General features: G+C 56.7%; 16 protein-coding genes and 1 pseudogene. 8 read left to right on the top strand and 9 right to left on the bottom strand.

Translation table 11 applies throughout. The annotated features are described in order from the left end of the window. Positions 1-200: 200 nt before the first annotated feature. From KOE80_RS19625 to KOE80_RS19610, 4 genes are read right to left on the bottom strand one after another with little or no spacing between them, the layout of a single operon-like run. Positions 201-587 (bottom strand): RidA family protein, encoded by a 387-nt coding sequence (locus tag KOE80_RS19625; RefSeq protein WP_157667189.1) that lies wholly within the window; start codon positions 585-587, stop codon positions 201-203. 57 nt (positions 588-644) lie between these two features. Continuing rightward, a complete protein-coding gene (locus KOE80_RS19620) occupies positions 645-1,619 on the bottom strand; it encodes a Bug family tripartite tricarboxylate transporter substrate binding protein (RefSeq protein ID WP_226349797.1) in 975 nt (324 codons plus the stop codon). Between the two features lie 11 nt (positions 1,620-1,630). Continuing rightward, positions 1,631-2,548 carry a fumarylacetoacetate hydrolase family protein gene (locus KOE80_RS19615; protein WP_035269627.1) on the bottom strand — a complete coding sequence of 306 codons (918 nt, stop codon included), beginning with the start codon at positions 2,546-2,548 and terminating at the stop codon, positions 1,631-1,633. A 14-nt stretch (positions 2,549-2,562) separates the two neighbouring features. Next, positions 2,563-3,222, bottom strand: coding sequence for a GntR family transcriptional regulator (locus tag KOE80_RS19610; protein ID WP_226349796.1), 660 nt, complete (start codon positions 3,220-3,222; stop codon positions 2,563-2,565). A 159-nt stretch (positions 3,223-3,381) separates the two neighbouring features. On the opposite strand from KOE80_RS19610, the gene KOE80_RS19605 reads away from it, so the two are divergent. The 3 genes from KOE80_RS19605 (at position 3,382) to KOE80_RS19595 (ending at position 7,395) form a co-directional block, all read left to right on the top strand. Next, positions 3,382-3,882: a sigma-70 family RNA polymerase sigma factor gene (locus tag KOE80_RS19605; RefSeq protein WP_083055026.1), complete on the top strand. Its 501-nt coding sequence runs from the start codon at positions 3,382-3,384 to the stop codon at positions 3,880-3,882. A 20-nt stretch (positions 3,883-3,902) separates the two neighbouring features. Next, complete coding sequence (locus tag KOE80_RS19600; RefSeq protein WP_035269623.1) at positions 3,903-4,844, top strand: FecR domain-containing protein; 942 nt, start codon at positions 3,903-3,905, stop codon at positions 4,842-4,844. A gap of 79 nt (positions 4,845-4,923) precedes the next feature. Continuing rightward, positions 4,924-7,395, top strand: a complete 2,472-nt coding sequence (locus KOE80_RS19595) for a TonB-dependent siderophore receptor (protein WP_226349795.1) — start codon at positions 4,924-4,926, stop codon at positions 7,393-7,395. A 185-nt stretch (positions 7,396-7,580) separates the two neighbouring features. On the opposite strand, the gene ssb is transcribed toward KOE80_RS19595, so the two are convergent. Together ssb and KOE80_RS19585 are read right to left on the bottom strand one after the other, a co-directional pair. Next, positions 7,581-8,096 (bottom strand): single-stranded DNA-binding protein, encoded by a 516-nt coding sequence (gene ssb / locus KOE80_RS19590; RefSeq protein WP_035269622.1) that lies wholly within the window; start codon positions 8,094-8,096, stop codon positions 7,581-7,583. 259 nt (positions 8,097-8,355) lie between these two features. Next, complete coding sequence (locus tag KOE80_RS19585; protein WP_022983677.1) at positions 8,356-9,567, bottom strand: MFS transporter; 1,212 nt, start codon at positions 9,565-9,567, stop codon at positions 8,356-8,358. A gap of 111 nt (positions 9,568-9,678) precedes the next feature. Between KOE80_RS19585 and uvrA the strand changes: the two genes are divergently transcribed. Continuing rightward, positions 9,679-12,642: an excinuclease ABC subunit UvrA gene (gene uvrA, locus KOE80_RS19580; RefSeq protein WP_226349798.1), complete on the top strand. Its 2,964-nt coding sequence runs from the start codon at positions 9,679-9,681 to the stop codon at positions 12,640-12,642. A 148-nt stretch (positions 12,643-12,790) separates the two neighbouring features. Here uvrA and KOE80_RS19575 read toward each other — a convergent pair whose 3' ends face one another. Genes KOE80_RS19575 through KOE80_RS19565 form a run of 3 tightly spaced genes read right to left on the bottom strand, consistent with a single transcriptional unit; the run spans position 12,791 to position 15,615 of the window. Then, entirely contained in the window at positions 12,791-13,915 is a 1,125-nt protein-coding gene (locus tag KOE80_RS19575; protein WP_009461973.1) for a deoxyguanosinetriphosphate triphosphohydrolase, read from the bottom strand. A gap of 5 nt (positions 13,916-13,920) precedes the next feature. Continuing rightward, positions 13,921-15,009 (bottom strand): 3-dehydroquinate synthase, encoded by a 1,089-nt coding sequence (gene aroB, locus KOE80_RS19570; RefSeq protein WP_022983678.1) that lies wholly within the window; start codon positions 15,007-15,009, stop codon positions 13,921-13,923. Next, positions 15,010-15,615, bottom strand: coding sequence for a shikimate kinase (locus KOE80_RS19565; protein WP_009461975.1), 606 nt, complete (start codon positions 15,613-15,615; stop codon positions 15,010-15,012). Between the two features lie 119 nt (positions 15,616-15,734). Here KOE80_RS19565 and KOE80_RS19560 point away from each other — a divergent pair, with 119 nt between their 5' ends. The 4 genes and pseudogenes from KOE80_RS19560 to KOE80_RS19545 all read left to right on the top strand — a co-directional run. Continuing rightward, a complete protein-coding gene (locus KOE80_RS19560; RefSeq protein WP_226349794.1) occupies positions 15,735-18,182 on the top strand; it encodes a penicillin-binding protein 1A in 2,448 nt (815 codons plus the stop codon). A gap of 97 nt (positions 18,183-18,279) precedes the next feature. Further along, positions 18,280-18,414: an LPS translocon maturation chaperone LptM gene (gene lptM, locus KOE80_RS19555; RefSeq protein WP_080655585.1), complete on the top strand. Its 135-nt coding sequence runs from the start codon at positions 18,280-18,282 to the stop codon at positions 18,412-18,414. A 41-nt stretch (positions 18,415-18,455) separates the two neighbouring features. Beyond that, positions 18,456-19,724 carry a diaminopimelate decarboxylase gene (gene lysA / locus KOE80_RS19550; RefSeq protein ID WP_226349793.1) on the top strand — a complete coding sequence of 423 codons (1,269 nt, stop codon included), beginning with the start codon at positions 18,456-18,458 and terminating at the stop codon, positions 19,722-19,724. 199 nt (positions 19,725-19,923) lie between these two features. Then, positions 19,924-20,215, top strand: a pseudogene (locus tag KOE80_RS19545) (diguanylate cyclase); the annotation flags it as partial.

The raw sequence follows: 20,215 nt of genomic DNA, 5'->3' as shown, positions 1-20,215 counted from the left end.
TTCACGCGCCTGCGAGCTTGCCCCCGGCCCGCAAACGGCCTGATGGTGTGATCTGAGGCCTGATCGACCGAAAACCGTAGAATCGTGAGCGACACCTCATCGCCTGGGCGGGAGAACAAAAAAATAAACCCCAGGGCGCAAAACCAGGGGTTTATCAGCAGTCTGAAAGGCCGACTTCATGTCGGCCTTTTTTCATTTCATCATTCCGCGACAGCGGCGATGCATTCAATTTCCAGCAGGAACAAGGGGTTCCCCATATCCGCCGCAATCGTGGTGCGGGCCGGGTATTCGCCGTCCTTGAAGTAAGTACGATAGATCTCGTTCATGCGGGCAAAGTCACCGGCGTGCTTCAAAATCACATTGGCTTTGACGATATGGTCCAGGCTGGAGCCTGCTTCTTCCAGCAGCGCTTTCACATTGGCCATGACCTGGTGCATCTGTGCGTCGAAGTCGTTTTCAGCGATCTGGCGATCATCAAAAAAACCTGGCTGGCCCGACACAAACACAAAGCCATTGGATCGCACAGCAGGCGACAAGGGGGCACGAGGGGGAGTCACTTTGTCGGAACGGATAATTTCTTTGATCATATTCATCTCCTGATTAGTAGCTTGAGCTCTCTGGGCTCTTTCGTATTCGTTAAGGGTTTACTGCACGCTGGCGCCGGAGGCTTTTACCACTTTGGCGGCCATTTCCATTTCAGACTTCAGATACTCGGCAAACTCGGCCGACGTCGTACCCGCAGGTTCCAGTCCTTGGGCCAACAAGCGTTCACGAATTTCGGGCAGGTTCACAATACGGACAAATTCAGCACTGAGCTTCTCCACAATCGGTGCTGGGGTACCAGAAGGCACTATCACGCCATACCAGGAGTTGGAGTTCATATTGTCCACGCCTGCTTCTTTGAAAGTAGGCACGTCGGGGATAGATTCCAGACGAGTATCGTTCGCCAAAGCAATTGCACGCAGCTTGCCGGATTTCACGTGGGGCAAAACATCAGGCGTGTTAGCAAACATCATGTCTACATGACCGCCCAGCAAATCGTTCAAAGCCGGAGCCTGGCCTTTGTACGGAATATGCAGCACATCAATCTTGGCTTCTGCTTTCAAGCGTTCAATGGCAATATGCGGCGATGTACCTGCACCAAAGGACGCAAAGGACAGCTCGCCCGGTTTGGATTTCGCTGTAGCAATGACATCCGCCAGGCTCTTGACCGGCACATCCGGATTCGCCACCAGCAGGTGCGGTGTGTAGGCCACCCAGCTAACCGGCGTAAAGTCCTTCACCGTGTCGTAACGCAAGTTGTTGTAAAGGCTGGGATTGATGGCAAAACTGTTTGCCACCATCCCCAAGGTATAGCCATCCGGCGCGGCGCGGGCCACGATTTCCGTACCAATCACCGTACCGGCACCGGGTTTGTTGTCGATGATGACAGGCTGTTTGAAGTCATCCGACATTTTCTGCGCCAGACTGCGGGTCAGATTATCCAGTGTGCCGCCCGCCGGGAACGGAACAATGATGGTGATGGGTTTGGTGGGATATTCCTGTGCCGTCGCAAGCGAGGGCACAGCCGTTAAAGCGCTTAATACAGCCACGCCTGACAGGATTAATTTAAAGCGCATAGTCGTCAACCTTACTCAATAGTAGTGACCAGCTCGCCTATAGCGGGGATACGAGCTTTGATGACATCGCCTGGTTCCAAAGAGCGTGGAGGCTGCATGGCAAAGCCAACCCCGGAGGGCGTGCCTGTTGCAATAATGTCCCCAGGCTCCAAGGTCATGCCCGCCGACAACTGGGCGATGATGTTGGACACATCGAACAACATGTCCGACGTATTGGCTGATTGGCGCAGTTCGCCATTCACTTCCAATTCAAGATCCAGCGCGTTGGGGTCGGCAATGGAGGTCTTCAATGCCACTACCGGCCCAATCGGGCAGGTGCCGTCCAGTGACTTGCCCTTGAACCACTGACCATGCAGCGCTTGCAGATCACGCGCCGTAATATCGTTGATCACCGTGTAGCCAAAGACATAGTCCAACGCGTCTTCAACTGGAATGTCCCGGCCTTCCTTGCCGATCACAATGCCCAGCTCCACTTCATAATCCAGCATCTTGGTGTGGGCCGCATGGCGGCTGACCAGGGCCTGATGCCCCACCACCGTGGTGGGCGGTTTGCTGAAGAACTCCAGGGCTTTGGGGAAGTCATCCGCCGCACGACCACGTGCCAGATTGCCTTCCACGATATGGGCGCGGTAATTACGCCCCACACAGAAAATGTTTTTGGCCGGATTCGGGACAGGAGCCAGAAAGCACAGATCTGAAGCAGCATGGACGGGAGCCTTGGCCTGGCTTGCCTGCTCCATCAAAAGCTGCAGACTGATCAGGATCTCATCGCCCATAAAAATAGCGTCGATGACTTCAGTGGGAGCCTGCCGAGCACGTAAAGGATGCTCGTACATCCTCCAGGCCTGTGTCAGATCCACCACCCGATCATCGTCCAGCATGCCGCCCAAATGCGTTTCCCCTGCGGCTACAAAGGTCAGTAACTTCATGACAGCAAACCTCCTTATCGGATGTTGTTGGAACTGTTCAAGGTTTGCGTCAGCAACCCTTGAACGTGCTCGCGCGCCAGACGATCTGCCAGCGCTGCGTCCCGTTTTTCAATCGCGTCGATCATGGCCAGGTGCTCGGCCAAAGACTCGTGCGCACGTTTCAGGCGCTCGATGGTTTTGGTCTTGAGCATGTCGCGGTGCCCAAAGGACTTCCACACCCTCTCCAGCAAGCTGTTTGCAGCCAGACGCATGATGGCCGCGTGGAATTCCACATTGGCTGCCGCATATTCGCTGACACGCTCTTCCACATTGTCTTGATTGAAGGGGGCAAACAGCGCGCGCAAGGCATCCACATCCCGCTGCGAGGCATTCAAGGCGGCTTCACGCGCCGCAAAGGCTTCCAGTTCAATGCGCAGCTTCAGCCATTCGATGTAGTCCTGCTTGGTCAAGGGCGAGAGCAAGGCACCGCGACGAGGCTCCATGGTCAAAATACCTTCCTGCCCCAGACGCAGCAGTGCTTCCCGTACCGGCGTGCGGCTGACATTGAGCATCTTGGCCAGTTCTTCTTCCCGAACCCGCACGGGCTCATCAATGTTTTTCACCAGGCCAAGAACGTGAGCCCGCACCGACTCATACACCCCATCGCTGTGACTTGCTGTTTTGATCGTGGTCATTGTTTTCCTATTTTGCATTCATTTTTTATGGATTGTATACAAAAATTGATATTGGTACACATTGGTGTTTGTACGAACCAGGCATTGTTTGTGTGGGACATTGCGATCAATTATTGATAATGGTTATTATTAGCAACTGTCGTATATTTCCACCTGATCATGACCCAAAGCAGTCCGGACGCCTCGTTTGAAGGGCTCTACAGCCAGCACCAGTCTTGGCTGTGCGACTGGCTGCGTCGCAAAACCGGATGCCCGGAGGATGCGGCGGACCTGACCCACGACACTTACCTGAAAGTGCTCATGCGCCGTGACGATGTTCGCAGCTTTCGCGAACCTCGTGCTTATCTGGTTACCATCGCACACGGCCTGCTGGTCAATATGTTTCGTCGACGAGATATCGAGCGTGCCTATCTGCAAGCACTGGCTGCTCGCCAAGACGATTCTGCGCCGTCCCCGGAGCGTCGTGCCCTGGCCGTGGAAGCACTGGTCGAGATAGACAAACTACTTGACGGCCTGCCTCCCAAAGCCCGCCAGGCCTTTTTATTGCTGCAGCTAGAGGGGCTGAAACACGCACAGATCGCTGCACAGCTGCAAGTTTCTGTCAGTTCGGTTCGGCAGTACTTAGCCCTGGCTATTCGACATTGCCTGACATCGTGTTGAATCCACCGGATACGGGAAACTTGCCTGAAAAGGTCATCGCTACGGCCAGCGAATGGTTTGTGCGCTTGAGCGCGGAAGAGTGCACTCCCGCCGACCACCAAGCCTGGCAAGCATGGCTCGCCGCCAGCCCCTTGCATCAACATGCCTGGAAACGTATCGAATTACTGAATCAGCAATTTGGCCAGTTTGATCAGGCCGCTGGTTTCCATGCATTAAGCACACCGCTCTTTCGACGCCGACGTACCGTACTCAAGTCTTTTGCCTTTGTGCTGACCGCTGGTGCCAGTGCGGCATTGATTCAGCAGCTTCCCCTGCAGGTATGGACCGCTGATCAGCGCACGGCCGTTGGCCAGCGCCGGCAGACTACACTTGAAGATGGCAGCCAGCTAAGCCTGAACACGGATAGCGCTGTCGACATTTCCTATAACAATCAAATCCGTGAAATCAAGCTGCGCCGGGGAGAAATCCACATTGCAACGCACGCCGATCCTCACTTGCCAGCCAGATCATTGGTGGTCAGCACCCCAGCAGGGCGAATCGTGGCGTTGGGCACGCAGTTCTCTGTTTACTGGAGCGAAGACAGAGCCCATATTCATGTCAGTCAAGGCAGCGTCAGGCTGGAACCTGCGCTGGCCGCTAACTTGACCACGATCGTGCCCGCAGGCATGAGCTCCACACTGGACGCGCACCGAGCCAGCATCCCCACGGCTATGCCCACTCAACAACACGCCTGGCTAGATGGCATGCTCTATGCCGACAATATGCGCCTTGATGAATTGATAGCCGCCCTGGCCCGCTACCAGCCAGGCTTTCTTAGTTGTGATCCAGCCGTGGGCGCGCTGCGCATCTCTGGTGCCTACCCCTTAAGCGACATTGAGCGCAGCCTTAGTGCTATCGAACGAGTTTTACCAGTTCGAACAGAACGCCGCACGGCGTACTGGACGCGGATCATTGCACGTTAAGCACTAAAAATTGTCACTTTTCCAATCTCGTTTGGCATACAGGGTGAAGTAGTAAACCTCTTCCCGGAAACCAAACACTATGTACACCCCTTCCCTGCACTCTCGCGGCACCTGCCAGCCGCGCCATACCTTGGCCCCCCTGGCCACTGCCATCCTGATCTCCTTGTTAGGTGTCCTGCCCCCCAGCTCCCTCGTATGGGCACAAGGGTCAGCGCAAAACAGCGGGCGCGCCATTAACATTCCTGCCGGGCCGTTGGGACCGGCTCTGGCACGTTACGCCCAGCACATGCAGGTGCTGCTCTCATTCCCTCCCTCCCAAACCGATGGCCTTCAGACCCCTGGCCTGCAAGGAATTCATAGCCTTGACGAGGGTTTTGCACAGCTCCTGAGTCAAACCCCCTTGCAGATTCAGCGGCAAACTGACGGCAGCTATACCCTGACGGACACTCCCAACGCCCCCATCACGCAACTGGGCACCGTTGTGGTGCGCGGTGCAGGCGATACCACGGAACATACAGGCTCCTATACAACTGACTGGATGCGCTCGGCCAACGGCCTGATTCTGACGCAACGCGATACTCCACAATCAACCAGCAGCCTGACCCGACAACAACTGGATGATCACGCGATGAGCAGCGTGCGCGACATTATGGAAAATGCCACCGGCATGAACGTGCAGCAAAGCGAAACTGACCGGCTCAGCTACTATTCACGCGGTTTCAAGATGGACACCATGCAGTTTGATGGTGTGGTCAAGCCGTTGGACGATACCTACCAGTTCGGAGATGGCAATCTGGATCCGATTATCTATGATCACGTAGAGATTATTCGCGGTGCAACGGGCCTGATGAGTGGTACCGGCAACCCAGGCGGCTCCATGAACTTCATCCGCAAACGTCCTGGCCGTGAGTTCCAGGGCACTATCCGCGCCATGGGCGGCAGCAACGATACCTACCGCGGCGAGCTGGATCTATCCTCTGCACTGAACGAGTCAGGCTCCTTGCGCGCCCGCCTGGTCGGTGCCAAAGAGCGAAGAGGCGATACGCTGGATTTTTATCGCAAAAAACGCGATGTTCTCTACGGCATTATCGAAGCCGACGTGGGTGAAGCTACCACCTTGAGCGCAGGTGTGTCCACTCAGCGTTCTCGTCCCAAAGGCGTTATGTGGGGTGGTTTGCCCATTTTTGGCACCAATGGCGAGCAAGTCGATTGGGAGAAAGGGCAAACGGTCGGCGCCAAATGGACGACCTGGGATACCGACGCGACAGAATACTTTGCCTCGCTGGAGCACACATTTGCCAATGGCTGGGACGGCAGACTGTCCTATTCCAGGCTGAACAATGACTTTGATGCCTCCCTGTTGTTTGCCGCCGACTTTCCTGTCGATGCCAATACGGGCTTGCTATCCGGGACACCCACCCTGCGCAAATACAAAGGCGATAGCAAGCAAGATGTATATGGCGGCTCATTGACAGGGGATTTCGATCTGCTGGGAGCAAACCACGAGTTCAATCTGGGCTTCTCACACTCCAAATCTCGTAGTCAAACCAAGGGATGGAATTCTTCCGACCAGGCAAGCTATCCCATACCCAATATTCATGACTGGCACGGCAACTGGCCAGAACCTGTCTGGGATCAAGCCGTCTCCGATCAAATCCTGCGTACCACCCAGACGGGAATTTTCGGCACAACCCGCTTTAATTTGAGCGATGATCTGCACCTGCTCGCCGGGGCACGCTGGACACGCTGGGAAGCCGATGAGTACCGCTGGAACCAATGGACACCGGGCACCACCCCCATCATTCTGTCCCAGTCACAGCGCTACTCGGAAATAACACCGTATCTGGGCGTGACCTATGACCTGAATGACACTTATACGGTCTATGCCAGCTACACCAACATCTTCCAGCCCCAGATGTACAAGACCAAAGACTGGGAAATGACAGGGCCAGCGTACGGACACAACTACGAGGCAGGTATCAAAGCGTCCTACCTGGATGGACGCCTGAACGGATCGCTGGCTGTTTTCCAGACCAATCAGAAAGACGTGGCCGAGTACGGCGGCTTTGATGTCGCTCGTAACGAATCGTGGTACGAAATGCTGGATGGCACACGAACGCGGGGCGTGGAACTGGAACTGGCCGGCGAACTAAGCCCTGGCTGGAATGCCTTTATCGGCTATACCTACCGCGTGTCCAAGGACAACGAAGGGCGCAAGGTCCAGACTACGCAACCCGAACAAATGCTCAAGCTCAATACCACGTACCGATTGCCAGGCACCTTGAAGAACCTGGTGGTAGGAGCGGGAATACGTTGGCAAAGCCGCACCCATGCACAAGGCTATTACGGCGAACAGTCCGCATCGGTTGAACAAAAACCTTATGCCTTGTTCGATCTGATGGCGCAATACGACCTTGGCAAACGAACCCAGTTGCAGCTCAATGTGCGTAACCTGGCCGATAAACGCTATTACCGTGCCATGGGCTTTTACAACTCGGTATATTACGGCGAAGGGCGCACTGCCTTGGCTACACTCACGCACCGTTTCTAATCGCAGTACGACAAGGCAGCCCATTCTGTCCCACTCTTGCGCCGCAGCGCCGCGCAGAGATGCATAAAAAACCCCGGTGAATTTTAAATTCGCCGGGGGTTTTTAGTATTGCCGAGCCAATCAACAGTTCAGGAAAGAGAGACCCTTTGTCCTGACAGGGCCAGGCCGAGCTTCATCTTGCCCAATTAGAACGGAATATCGTCATCCATATCGGCCAGATTGTCCGACATAGGAGCGTTATTACGTGGGGCCTGTTGTTGCTGCTGTTGTTGAGGCGCTGGGCGCTGAGCACGTTGCGGAGCTGGTGCACCACCGCCACCACCGTATTCGCCACCACCCATGCTGCCGCCGCCCATATCACCACCGTCACGGCCACCCAGCATTTGCATTTGCTCGGCAATGATTTCGGTCGTGAAACGCTCCTGACCGTCCTGGCCTGTCCATTTACGGGTGCGCAGACGACCTTCTACGTAAACAGGGCGGCCTTTACGCAGGTACTCACCTGCAATTTCAGCCAGACGGTTGTAGAACACCACACGGTGCCATTCGGTTTCCTCACGGCGCTCGCCGGAGGTACGGTCTTTCCACTGCGAAGTCGTGGCAATGGAAATATTGCAGATAGCCGAGCCTTCTGCGCTGTAGCGTACTTCTGGGTCGCGGCCAAGATTGCCCACCAGAATGACTTTATTTACCGATGCCATGAAAAAATCCTGTAGTCAAAAATTCTAAATCAAGCCGTATTATCGTGGATTCGTGCCTTAATTAACACTCCCTCCCCGCTCCGGGAAGGGCAGTTTTATCCATGCCATCGATCCTGTTACGGCACCTTGAACGGCGTATATGGCTAAGCACCTGATGGTGTCGCCTGTTCCGCCCAGCTCTTGATTCTTGCGGCCAATCCAGCCACTTTACTTGTTGCTGCCTGCCACGTCTTTGCACAAGCGTAACAGGCAATGCCTTTTAATATTTGTCTTTGAAACCACGCGCTGTCAGCAACCAGAGCAAAGCCAGGGCAGCGCCGGTCCACAAGACCCATTGGGTGAGCCCTCGCCCTGCCAGGATGCCGCCGATCAGGCCGCCGGCAAACACGCCCAGGGACTGAGAGGTGTTGTAAAAACCCAGCGCCAAACCTTTGTATTCTGGTGGCGCCACACGCGACACCAAGGAAGGCTGCAAGGCTTCCAGCACATTAAAGCCGATGAAGAAAAACGTCAGCGCGGCCACCATGGGAACCAGCGAATCGCGCGCCCATGGCATCACGGCCAGCACCACAATCAGCAGCAATACAGACAGTTCCAGCGCATGCTTGTGACGCTTGCGGGTTTCTGTCCAAAACACCGCTGGCACCATCAGCACAAAAGAAACCAGAATAACGGGCAAGTACACCTTCCACAAATCCTGAGTGCCGTAGCCACCCAAGGTCGCCAGAATGCCCGGTACGACGATGAACAGGGACATCAGGATAAAGTGCAGACAGAACACGCCAAAGTTCAGGCGCAGCAGATCCAAATGACGCAACACCTGTCCGGCGGTAACCTGCACAATCGAGGCGGGTGCTTTAGGCGCGCTGGGCACGACAAAAGCGGCAATCAACAAGCAGACAAAGCCCAGCAAACTGATGGCCCAGAACAGTCCCGACAAACCAAATTGCCCCACCAGCACTGGCGAGAGCACCAGCGATACAGCAAAAGACAGCCCAATCGAGCCACCCACCATCGCCATGGCACGTGTGCGCACTTCGGGACGGGTGGAGTCGGCAACCCAGGCGGAAATTGCCGCTGAAACTGCCCCCAGACCTTGAATACAGCGGCCTACCGTCACCCAGTCAATATTCTGGGCCAGCGCGGAGATCACCCCGCCGATCACGAACAAGGCCATGCCGATGACGATAATCGGCCTGCGTCCAAAACGGTCCGATGCCATCCCCAAGGGAATCTGCAAGACAGCCTGCGTCAGACCATAGGCACCCAATGCCAGACCCACACGGGCGGCGTCGTTACCGCCGGGCAAGGAGTGCGCGGCCACTGCAAAGACCGGGGTCAGCAAAAACAGACCCAGCATTCGACAGGCAAACAACAGGGCAAGCAGGATGCTGGCCTTGCGCTCTTGCTGAGTCAGACTCAGGCGCGCTGGGCGCGATCCGGCCGTATTCATGGTTTGGTGTGTACTCATTTAATACTCTGTCACAACTGGGCTAGCAGAGAGCCCGGATACCCGTTCACATAAATTCTGACGCAACGCGCTATAGTAGCAAGTTGCCTTTTGACAAGCCTAAATAAAGCGATGGAAGCCATCCGCATTCGTGGTGCCCGTACCCACAACCTGAAAAATGTCTCCGTAGACCTGCCACGCCACCAGTTGGTCGTGCTGACGGGGCTGTCCGGTTCTGGAAAATCCTCTCTAGCCTTCGACACTTTGTATGCCGAAGGCCAGCGGCGCTATGTGGAAAGCCTGTCCGCTTATGCACGTCAGTTCTTGCAACTGATGGACAAGCCAGATGTGGACTTGATCGAAGGTTTGTCGCCTGCCATTGCCATCGAGCAAAAAGCAGCAGGCCATAACCCGCGTTCCACCGTGGGGACCACTACCGAAATCCACGATTATTTGCGCCTATTGTACGCGCGGGTCGGGACTCCTTACTGCCCGGAACACCACTTGGCCTTGCAGGCTCATAGCGTGAGCCAGATGGTAGACCAGATTCTGCAATGGGAGCCTGAAACCCGTATTGCTGTGCTGGCACCCATGCACCGTGGCCTGGTTGGTGACCTGCAGCTTGAACTGCGCGGCCTGCAAGCCCAAGGCTTTGTACGGGTACGCGTCGATGGCGAGATCTCCAGCATTGAAGATCTGCCTGCACTCAATGCCCAACAGGCACACGACCTGGACCTGGTCATAGACCGTCTGCGCATTCGGCCCGATAGCCAGCAGCGTCTGGCCGAGAGCCTGGAAACCGCCCTGTCCACCAGCAACGGTCGTTGTCTGGTGGTGAATCTGGACACGGGCCTGGAACAGCCCTATTCCAGTCACTACGCCTGCCCGGTCTGCGATTACTCCTTGCCCGAGCTGGAGCCACGCCTGTTCAGTTTCAACAATCCAGCAGGAGCCTGCCCGGACTGTAGCGGCCTGGGGCAAGTGGATGTATTCGACCCCGAACGGGTGGTGGCCTTTCCGGAACTGAGCCTGGCAGGCGGTGCCATTGCGGGCTGGGACCGACGCAATGCCTTTACCTACACTTTGCTGACCAGCCTGGCGGCCCATTATCACTTTGATATAGAGGCCCCCTTCGAGTCCCTGCCCGAAGCGCTACGTCGCACCGTGCTGTATGGCTCCGGCGCGGAAGAAATCCCCTTTCTCTATTTGAATGAGAAAGGCCGCACCACCGTGAAAACTCACCCATTTGAAGGGGTGATTCCGAATTTGCAACGTCGCTGGGCGGAAACCGATTCCAGCGCCGTGCGCGAGGAACTGAACAAGCTGCGTCGCACTCAGACCTGCCCAGCCTGCCATGGCGCACGCCTGCGTCTGGAGGCGCGTCACGTCCGTATCGGGGATGATCCGATTCCCAGCCATACTGGGTGCAAGCATCATGCAGGCACCGCGTCTGCCCACTCCGCAACCCTCAATGTCGACCAGCTGTCTGACAATGCCGCACAGTGCACGCAGACTCACTCCGCAGCACAAGGACAAGCCAAAGGACTGGCCATCTATGAAGTCGAAGCCCTGGCCCTGTCCGACTGCCTGGCCTGGTTCGAGCGCCTGTCGCTGACGGGTGCGAAAAAAGAAATTGCCGACCGCATCGTGCGTGAAATCCGCCTGCGGCTGGAGTTTTTGAACAATGTGGGTCTGAACTACCTGTCTCTGGACCGCAGCGCCGACACCATTTCCGGTGGCGAGGCCCAGCGCATTCGTCTGGCCAGCCAGATCGGTTCCGGTCTGACCGGCGTGATGTACGTGCTGGACGAGCCTTCCATTGGCCTGCACCAACGCGATAACGACAAGCTGATCCAGACCCTGCAACACCTGCGGGACCTGGGTAATAGCGTGATTGTGGTCGAGCACGACGAGGACATGATACGCACCGCCGACTATGTCATCGATATGGGCCCCGGCGCTGGCGAACATGGCGGTCAAATTACCGCTCAAGGTTCACCCGCAGATCTGGCCCAGAACCCTGACTCTCTGACCGGCCAGTACCTGTCCGGCAAGCGCCAGATTGCCATCCCCAAGCGTCGCCCGGTGGATGACAGCCTGAACTGGCTGCGTCTGTACGGTGCCAGCGGCAATAACCTGAAGTCTGTTGATTTGGCGATTCCGGCTGGGCGACTAGTCTGCATTACGGGCGTGTCCGGCTCGGGCAAGTCCACGCTGATCAACGACACGCTGGCAACCGCCTTCTCGCATTTGCTGCACCGTGCCCACGCCGAACCGGCGCCCTACGATCGTATGGAAGGCCTGGAGCATTTCGACAAGATCATCAACGTCGATCAAACCCCGATTGGTCGTACCCCACGCAGTAATCCAGCCACCTACACGGGCATGTTCACGGCTATTCGTGAGCTGTTCGCCAGCGTGCCCGAGGCACGATTGCGTGGCTACGACCCAGGCCGCTTCTCCTTTAACGTTAAAGGCGGCCGCTGCGAGGCTTGTCAGGGCGATGGCGTGGTCAAGGTAGAGATGCACTTCCTGCCGGACGTCTATGTACCTTGTGATGTCTGCCAGGGCCGTCGCTACAACCGTGAAACGCTGGACATTCGCTACCGAGGCCGCAATATCAGCGAAGTGCTGGACCTGACGGTTGAACAGGCGCTGGAATACTTTGATGCGGTGCCAGCGGTCGCGCGTAAATTGACTACCTTGATTGATGTGGGCTTGTCCTACATCCGCCTGGGTCAAAGCGCGACTACCCTGTCTGGTGGTGAGGCGCAGCGGGTGAAATTGTCACTGGAGCTGTCCAAACGCAGTACCGGTCAAACCTTGTATGTGCTGGACGAGCCCACAACCGGCCTGCACTTTCAGGACATTGCTGTCTTGCTGGAAGTGCTGGACAAACTGGTTGAGTCGGGCAATAGCGTGGTTGTAATTGAGCACAATCTGGATGTGATCAAAACGGCAGACTGGATTGTGGACATGGGACCGGAAGGTGGCCAGGGCGGTGGGCAGATTGTGGTGCAAGGCACCCCGGAGACTGTTGCTGCTTGCGAGCAAAGCCATACCGGGCGCTATCTGAAGCCTTTATTGCAGCGCTAAAGGCTGTCTCCCTTAAAAGACCACGCTGTTCAGGCCTCGAGCACCAAAACATGGTTTTTTGGCGCTTTATCAATGAAGAAGAGCTCCTGAACAGCACACGGCTACTGGCCGATAGCAGGTCGCGTAACTCCACCACAGGCTGCAAGAGCTACATCTTGAAGATAGCGTCGTGCTCGCGAATGGCATGGCGGTCCGTCATGCCAGCGATGTAATCAGCAATGGCACGGGCCTGAGCAATCGGGTCTTCACGGCGATGCTCCGCCGCCAGCAAACGAGGATCATCCAGAAAAGCGTGGAACAGTTCACGCACAATATTCTGCGCCTTGCTCATCATGCGCACCACTTTGTAGTGGCGATACAGATTCGCGTGCAAGAAGCGTTTGAGCTCATCAGCCTGCGCCCGCATCTCTGGCGAGAATCCGGCCAAACGAGGCAAATGACGAATCGCATCCACGCTGTCCGGGCGATGCTCTTCCAGCTTGGCGCGCGTGGTTTCCGTTAAATCCACCACTAGCGTGTTGATCATGCCGCGGATAATCTCCGCCACCAAACGTTGACCGCTCAAGCCCGGATATTGGGCTTGTACATGCTCGTAATGACTGTTGAACAGGCGCAGTTCCAGCAACTGTTCCAAGCGGATCAGGCCGGAGCGCAAACCGTCATCAATATCGTGATTGTTGTAAGCAATTTCATCGGCCAGATTGGCCATTTGGGCTTCCAGCGACGGTTGGGTGCGATCAATAAAGCGCTGGCCGACCTCGCCCAATTCGCGGGCGTGCTTCAGCGAACAATGCTTCAAAATCCCCTCGCGGGTTTCAAAGCACAGGTTCAGGCCATTGAAGGCGGCATAGCGCTCTTCCAGCTCGTCCACCACCCGCAGACTTTGCAGATTATGCTCAAAGCCCCCGGCCTCGGGACGCAGGCTTTGCATGCAGCTATTCAAGGTGTCCTGACCTGCATGGCCAAAAGGAGTGTGGCCCAGATCATGAGCCAGGGAGATCGCTTCGATCAGGTCTTCGTGCAAACCCAGATTGCGGGCGATGGCTCGCGCCAGCTGAGCCACCTCCAGGCTATGCGTCAATCGTGTTCGAAACAAATCACCTTCGTGATTAATGAAAACCTGGGTTTTGTATTCCAACAAACGAAAGGCATTGCAATGAATAATCCGGTCGCGGTCCCGCTGAAAGGCGTTACGGCCTTGGGGCGCTGCCTCTGCATAACGCCGACCGCGGGACTGTTCAGGGTGACAGGCATAAGCGGCAAGCATTTGCATAGGTTTTACTCCTGTTCCACCGTTGTAAAGCGGGCCAATGCCTGGCGTACCACATCAGGCGCGACCGCCTGCACCTTGGCATGGCCTAATTTATCCAGCAGCACAAAACGCAGCTGGCCACCTTCATTTTTCTTGTCCACCTGCATCAATTCCAGCCAACGGTCCGCAGGCCATTGTGGTGGAGTGATCGGACATCCGCTGGCTTGCACCAGGGCCTTGATACGGGCCACATCCTGAGCGGGCAAGCCGCAAACCAGGGCGGAGAGCTCGGCAGCCATAATCATGCCGCAGCCCACGGCCTCACCATGCAGCCATTGGCCGTAGCCCATGCCGGACTCGATCGCGTGGCCAAAAGTGTGACCAAAGTTCAAAATGGCGCGCAGACCAGATTCGCGTTCGTCCTGGGAAACGACTTCAGCCTTGACCTCGCAGGAGCGACGAATCGCATAGACGATTTGTTCTTGTTCCAGCGTACGCATGGGCGCAATCTGCTCTTCACACCAGTTGAAGAAGTCCAGGTCGTAAATCATGCCGTATTTGATAACCTCCGCCAGACCGGCGGAGATCTCACGAGCAGGCAAAGTCTTGAGTACGTCCGTATCCACTTCTACAGCGATAGGCTGGTAGAAGGCGCCCACCATATTCTTGCCCAGCGGGTGGTTGATCGCCGTCTTGCCGCCCACCGAGGAGTCCACCTGCGCCAGCAAGGTCGTCGGCACTTGCACAAAGCGCACGCCCCGCATGAAGCAGGCCGCAGCAAAACCGGCCATATCGCCGATAACGCCACCGCCCAAGGCCACAATCAGGGCCTTGCGATCCAGGTGACCGCCCAGCAGCGCGTCAAAAATCAGGTTCAGGGATTCCCAGTTCTTGTAGGCTTCGCCATCGGGCAGCTCGATCACATGAACAGGCTTGCCGGTTGCAGCCAGGGCTTCCTTTGCAGGTGCCAGGTACAGGGCGGCCACCGTAGGATTGGTGACGATTGCAATGGCAGACGTATCGGCTGGCACCGTGTCTGCAAGATGCGCCAGACGCCCGGCGGCGATATGGATGGGATAAGCGCCACCCTGGGCGTCAACATGCACTACAGACATTTAGCAACCTCGTTCTTTCAACAGGGACAATAAGTGGCGCACCGCATGATGAACTGGCGCCGAGCCAGTTTCAAAGCGGACATCCGCCACTTCTTCATAGAGGGGTTCGCGCGCTTGCAACAGTTCCTGGATGCGGGCGCGTGGGTCCGCTGTTTGCAACAGCGGCCGGTTACGGTCTCGGGCCACGCGACGGTACAGCTCGTCTACGGTGGCACACAAGTACACTACGATACCGCGATCTTTGATGATCTGGCGATTGGCCTCGGACAAAATGGCCCCGCCCCCCGTTGCCAGCACAATACCGGTCTGGCGCGAACAAATATCGAGCACCGCAGATTCGCGTTTGCGGAACCCTTGCTCGCCTTCGAACTCAAAGATAGTGGCCACTCGCACACCGCTACGGGCTTCCAGCTCGTGGTCCAGGTCCATAAACTCGCGCTTGAGTTCCCGCGCCAATTGGCGACCAATGGTCGTTTTACCGGCTCCCATCATGCCTACCAAAATAATGGGGCGTGGGCCAGTCTGTTGTAAATGGAGCAGCTCGGCGTCTGTTAAGGGATCAGGATGTTCTACAGGCATCAGCTCAGCGGGTAAAGAGTGGTTCATTTGTGTATTATCCCATTAGCCTTCCCTAAGCACAGTCCGCTTGCTTAGTATTATTTTGTTACATTGATACTTGGTTTGAGGCCCAGTCCTGCTGCGTTTGGACTTTAAAATCAGCCCTAATGAGTTCCTCTTCCCGCTCCCCCAATTCTAAACCCGAGCAAAGCTCCGGTTCCTGGCTTGCCCGCCTCATCATCAAGACCTCGGTCTTTTTTGTGGGGCTTGGTCTGTGTGCCGTCCTGCTTGGGTCGCTTGCGCTGGCTTTGGCCTGGCCAAACCTGCCTGACCTTAGCGCCATGATCGACTACCGCCCCCGAGTGCCGCTGCGCATTTACACGGCGGATAAGGTGTTGATCGGCGAATTTGGTGAAGAACGCCGCAATGTGTTGCGTTTTGACGAAATTCCCGATGTCATGAAATCGGCCATTCTGGCGGCCGAGGACGATCGCTTCTACCAGCACGGCGGTATTGACTGGATGGGTGTTGGCCGCGCTGCCTTGGCCAACATGACCCATATGTCCAAGACCCAGGGGGCCAGTACGATCACCATGCAGGTAGCGCGTAACTTCTACCTGTCATCGGAAAAGACCTATACCCGCAAGTTCTACGAACTGCTGCTGACCTTCAAGATTGAAGCCACGCTAACCAAAGACCAGATCCTGGATCTGTACATGAACCAGATCTATCTGGGACATCGTGCTTATGGTTTTGCAGCAGCCTCACGAACGTATCTGGGCAAGCAACTGGGCGAAATCACCACGGCAGAAGCCGCCATGCTGGCCGGTATTCCCAAAGCCCCCTCGCGCTTCAACCCCATTGCCAACTTCGAGCGTGCCAAAACTCGCCAAGCCTATGTGCTGGGCCGCATGCGTACCCTGGGCTACATCACTGAGCAGGAATACCAGGACGCGATGGCACAGGAAATCGTCGTGAAATCGGCTCTGGGTACGCCTGCAGGTGGCTACGCCATCCACGGTGAATACGCAGCTGAACTGGCTCGCCAACTGCTGTACGGCGTCTACCAGGACAATGTGTACTCGCGCGGCTTCAATATCTACACCACGATCAAGTCCACCGACCAGGAAGCGGCTTACCTGGCCGTACGCAACGGTATCCTGGATTACACCCGTCGTGCCCCTTACACCGGCCCGCAAGGCCAGGTGGATCTGCCTGCCGGTATTGAAAACGATCACGCCCAGCTGGATTCCATTCTGGATGACTTGCAGGACAAGTACCCCGACACAGGCGACTTGCTGACCGGTGTGGTGCTCGATGCCAGCCCCAACCAGATTCGCGTGGCCCGTACCGCCCAGCAAATTATTGATGTCAACGACAAGCGCGCCCTAAAGATTGTCGCTCGTGGCCTGGTGAAAAACGCCAAGGCAGACGTGCGCATTCAGCGCGGTTCCGTGGTCTATCTGTTCCGCAATGGCGATTACTGGGAAGTGATCAATATGCCTGCGGTGCAAGCGGCTTTTGTGTCGGTACGCCCGCAAGACGGCGCTATTCAGGCCATGGTGGGGGGTTTCCACTTCTCGGACGGGAAGTTCAACCGCGTCACTCAAGCCTGGCGTCAGCCCGGCTCGGCCTTCAAGCCCTTTATCTACGCCTCCTCGCTGGAGCGCGGTCTGACTCCAGCTACGCAGATTTCGGACGAACCTTTTGTTCTGACGGCCGCCCAGACCGGCTCCAAGCCCTGGACGCCCAAAAACTACGGTCGCACCTACGAGCCCATGCTGACCATGCGCCAAGGCTTGTATAAATCCAAAAACATGGTGTCCATCCGTATCATGCAGGCCGTCGGCCCCAAGTACGTGCAGGAATATGTGACCCGCTTTGGTTTCGACAAAGCCCGTCAACCCGCCGTGCTGCCGCTGGCTCTGGGCGCCGGTAGCGTAACGCCTCTGCAAATGGCCGGCGCCTACTCGGTCTTTGCCAATGGCGGTTACCGCACCGAGCCCTACCTGATCGATTACGTAACCGACAGCACCAACAAAGTCATCATGCGTGCCAAGCCCATTGTGGCCGGTGATGCGGCTGCCCGTGCCATCGACGCCCGTACGGCTTACGTCATGAACGATTTGCTGCGCGGTGTGGCAACTTCCGGTACTGGTGCCCGCTCCTCGCGCGAATTGAAGCGTACGGACATTGGTGGCAAGACAGGGACCACCAACGATTCCCAGGACGCCTGGTTTGCCGGTTACACGCCAGATCTGGTCGGTATTGCCTGGATGGGCTTTGACAAGCCACGCAGCCTGGGTTCGGGTGAAACCGGCGGTGGCGCTTCCATGCCTATCTGGATCAACTACATGCGCGCCGCGCTCAAAGACAAGCCTATCGTGCCTCCAGGCCCCATGCCTTCCGGCCTGTCGCGCATCAACGGGGACTTCTACTTTGACGAATTCCCACCCGGACAAGCGATTGCCCGTGTTGGTCTGCCCTCCCCAGGTGACGGTGCCCTGCAACAAGGCGGTAGCGATCAAAGCGATGGTATTGGCGACCTGCTGCGGCAACTGGACTCTGACTCCGGTTCTTCGGGCACGCAAGCCCAGCCCTTCGTCCCCTTCTAAATCCAGTACCCAAACGCCGGCCTAGCCGGCGTTTTTTTATGCTTTGTCCCTCACAATGGCATAATGTTCTGCATTGTCTGCACTAGCTCAACACCTTATGAACAAACTACGTTCCTCCCGCCTGCTGGCCTTGCTGGCACTTAGCGTTTTTCTTAGCGCTTGCGGCTACAAAGGCCCCTTGTACCACCCTCCTGCGCAGGAAGCAGCGGACGCCCAAACAGCGCCGCGCTGATTTCCGCCCTGCTCGCTTAACCTCTGTTATTTGACGACACCATGACCGTTGCACCTCACTTCCAATTTCAGAACAACACGCTGCACGCCGAGCAAGTTCCCCTGAACAAGCTGGCTGAAGAATTCGGCACCCCTCTGTATGTGTATTCCCGCCAAGCCTTGCGCGACGCCTGGGAGTCCTATCGAGTGGCAGGCCAGGACCGCAAGTTGTTGGTGTGCTATGGCATGAAGGCCAACTCCAACCTGGCCATTCTGCAAGAGTTCGCCCGTCTGGGTACCGGCTTTGACATTGTTTCGGGCGGTGAGCTGGCCCGTGTCATCGCCGCCGGTGGCGATCCAGGCAAAGTGGTGTTCTCCGGTGTCGGCAAACAGGTTTGGGAAATTGAAGCTGCCCTGAAAGCAGGCGTGAAGTGCTTCAACGTTGAATCCGAAGGCGAGCTGGAGCGCGTTGCACAGGTTGCTGAACGCATGAATGTGAAAGCGCCTGTTTCCTTGCGCGTGAATCCGGACGTGGATGCTCGCACCCATCCCTACATTTCCACCGGGCTGAAAGACAACAAGTTCGGCGTGCCTATTGATCAGGCTCCCCGCATCTACGCACGCGCTCAAGAGCTGCCCAGCCTGAATATTGTGGGTGTGGACTGTCATATCGGCTCGCAGATTACCGAAGTCAGCCCCTATCTGGATGCGCTGGACAAGCTGATCAAGCTGATCCTGACCCTGAAAGAGCAAGGCGTGAACCTGACTCATCTGGATTTGGGCGGTGGTCTGGGCATTCGCTACACCGACGAAACCCTGGTGACCCCTACCCAGCTGCTGACCGAAGTATTCGCCGCTCTGGACAAGAATGGCCTGGGCCATCTGGAAATCGTGCTGGAACCAGGCCGCTCCATGGTGGGCAATGCCGGTGTGCTGCTCAGCCGCGTGGAATACCTCAAGCATGGCGAGACCAAAAACTTCGCCATCATTGATGCCGCCATGAACGACTTGATTCGTCCCACTCTGTACGACGCCTGGCACGGCGTGGAAGCGGTAGAGCCTCGTCCAGTGACCGAGTCCACTCCCCGCTACGATCTGGTTGGCCCCATCTGCGAAAGCGGTGACTGGCTGGCTCGTGACCGTCAGCTGGATCTGAAACAGGACGATCTGGTCGCCATCATGTCCGCCGGTGCCTACGCCTTTACCATGGCCAGCCAGTACAACACCCGCCCCCGTGCGGCTGAGATTCTGGTCGACGGCGATCAGGTTCATGTGATCCGCCCCCGCGAAAGCCTGGAAAGTTTGTTTGCCACCGAACGATTGCTCCCTTAAAGGCGGGCAAGAATGCAGGTAACAACCATTCAGCCTTAAAGAACTCTCGAATCTGACCGTAAAACAGGCCGGGACTGCGCTGCCATCAGCAGGCATCGCAGTCCCGGCCTGTTGCGTCCTGTCCTAACCGGGAACGCACAGATTTCGCTGTCAGTGGCCAGACAGTTCGATGGTAAGCGCTGGAGGCTGTACCACCATCATGACCACCCCAGGGATACCGACACACGGCTTTGAGCCTGTTACTTCGGCCAGCGAGCGCCTGATTCGCGGCTTGAGTCTTTACGTCATCCCTTTGTTTCTGATCATGCTCACTTTATGGGCATTACTGTTCCTGCCGAATCGCTACCCTACCGTTCCCGGTCAAAGTTTGGGCATTCAGGCGCTGGCCAGCCAGCAAGAGCATGCGGATCCAGAGTTACTGACGCAATTGGAAAATGCCCCGACCCGGCAACGATTGCACCTGAGCGAGCCCCATTGGCTGCTGCTGACCC

It is taken from the genome of Alcaligenes sp. 13f, from assembly GCF_020496585.1.
Classification (GTDB): Bacteria; Pseudomonadota; Gammaproteobacteria; order Burkholderiales; family Burkholderiaceae_B; genus Alcaligenes; species Alcaligenes phenolicus.
This window is presented reverse-complemented; position numbering and strand designations above follow the sequence as displayed.